The sequence below is a fragment of the Hoylesella timonensis S9-PR14 genome, assembly GCF_000762405.1.
In the GTDB taxonomy this organism is placed as follows: domain Bacteria; phylum Bacteroidota; class Bacteroidia; order Bacteroidales; family Bacteroidaceae; genus Prevotella; species Prevotella timonensis_A.
Map to the genome: position 1 here is coordinate 1 of NZ_JRPQ01000217.1, position 2,028 is coordinate 2,028.

At 41.0% G+C, this 2,028-nt stretch carries 1 protein-coding gene; it reads left to right on the forward strand.

Annotated features, from left to right (window positions below; all coding sequences use genetic code 11):
* Positions 1-158 precede the first annotated feature (158 nt).
* Positions 159-668: a hypothetical protein gene (locus HMPREF9304_RS11870; RefSeq protein WP_036929470.1), complete on the forward strand. Its 510-nt coding sequence runs from the start codon at positions 159-161 to the stop codon at positions 666-668.
* Positions 669-2,028 lie beyond the last annotated feature (1,360 nt).

The following is a 2,028-nucleotide window of genomic DNA, read 5'->3' on the forward strand; positions in this document are numbered from 1 at the left end:
TTCATAATCTTTAATCCTTTAAATTCGTTAATCTCGCCCCTTTTCCGTATCTTTGAGCGGTGTTTAAGATTAAACACGCTGCAAAGATAATACGCTTTTGCGAATATTCAAAATAATAATGCGAATATTTTATTCGCAAATGATAATATTTATAAAATATGAGTATAAATGAGAGATTTGAGACAATCATCAAGGTACTATTCAATAATAACAAAAGAGCATTTGCAAAGGCAGTAGGAGTAAGCCCCACTGTGGTTGAAAATATTGTTGGTACACGAAAAGGAAAACCTTCTTATGAAGTCTTGAGGAAAGTTTGCGCAAATGCGAATATATCGGCAGAGTGGATTCTATTTGGAACAGAGAACCAGCCAGTAGGTGATTTTATCAATATTCGTAAAGATCTTACAATAGTAGCTCCAAAAGAGGGGGAGCCTGAAGATGGAGAACATACCGTAACTACAGTTTTTACTAAAGGCAAAGTCGGATCCAAATTTTTTCCTGTGCAGAAAGCACAAGACGCAGACCCATTTCTTAAAGAATTACTTGACACTATCAAAGAACAAGCAGAGGAAATCGGACAACTCAAGGAGCAGATCCGCCAACTTACTATTGAAAAAGAAAGGCTTGCCTCCAATGCCCACTCTTCACACGCTGCGAACGTCGGATAGAACTCTTCCATGTTATTAAAGGTGGAAAGTGTACGAAATAGCCCCCTGTACCGCAAAGCGCCCCCCAGTGGGGTGTCCCCCCTCCCTAAATGCCCCGATACACCTCCGTCTATGGCTTCAACCCTTGCATATATAGGGGTTTACGCAAAAAAATGGCTTTCAAAAGTTGTTCGCATAGTGTCAGTTTCTTGCATCAATCCCCCTTTTTTTGGATTGTTGCTATATCCCCACAGGGGGGGGCTTGGCAGGAGTTTTGAACATCCACTTTTTGCAAAATGAACATCCACTTTGAACATCCACCTGAACATCCACCCCTCAAAAAACACCATTTTTACTCGTTTTTCGTCGATCTGCCAAACTTCCCTCAAACCTCATTTGAAGACCGTTATGATACCATTCCCATGCCGTTCAAATAAGGGCGCATACAAAGCCCCTGTACGCCCAAAACTCCCGTGTATAAAGCACTTCCACACACAGCATCAAAAAAAGGCCACACGCGTAAACGTGCAGCCCTATGTATGTAAACCTTTCGCCAGCCTCATGTAAACGAAAAGCCCCTCGATGTAAACCAAAATTAAACCAATGTAAACGTTTCGTTTTGTGGAGCCTCAACCATCAAAATACGCATAACTCTTTGTAAACTAACGACTTTACCAACCTTTCAACCCTCCATCATCCTATACGCTTCGTTCTGTGCCCCATATAATGTAGGAATAGGAGTCCATGGCATAATCAATAGTGATGGTATGACCAGGATGTTGATGNTCATATTGACTTTTNCGAGCNGCATTCCAACCTGTCGACATTTCAGCTTGTCTTTTGAGTTCATTATATTCTTGTGGGGAAAGGGTGGGGAAAGACGGTGTGGTCTTTCTTTCAAAATTCTCTTTATACTTCCAACCTGTCCATGCGGAGTTGTCATTAGTATTCCTCGGATGCGAAGGCTTGTATTCAGCGAGAATTTTATTACCACTATCTTCGGAATAGATGTACCATCTTTGTCTATAGTGTTGCCCCTTTAACTCTTTTANATAATTGCTGATATAGCCTGATATGTTATAATCGTCTATCTGAAAAAGACGTGACACAGCATCTGCATCCGTTGATTGAATAACGCTCATCAGAATTTCCTTCACATTCCCTGCGTTGCGTATACTTTCATACTTGCTTCGGAAGGTCTTGTATAGCTGGTAAATTTCGGAGGGTTTTGATTTGAAGATCTTACCTATTGCAGAAAAATCCTTGAGATTCCCATTAACAGCATCTTTTCCAGCGGTGGCAAGTACTTCTCCGATATTGCTTATGTCTTTCTTAATGTTTTCCTTGGCGGCTTTGATGTCAAAGTCGCCGATCTTTTCCA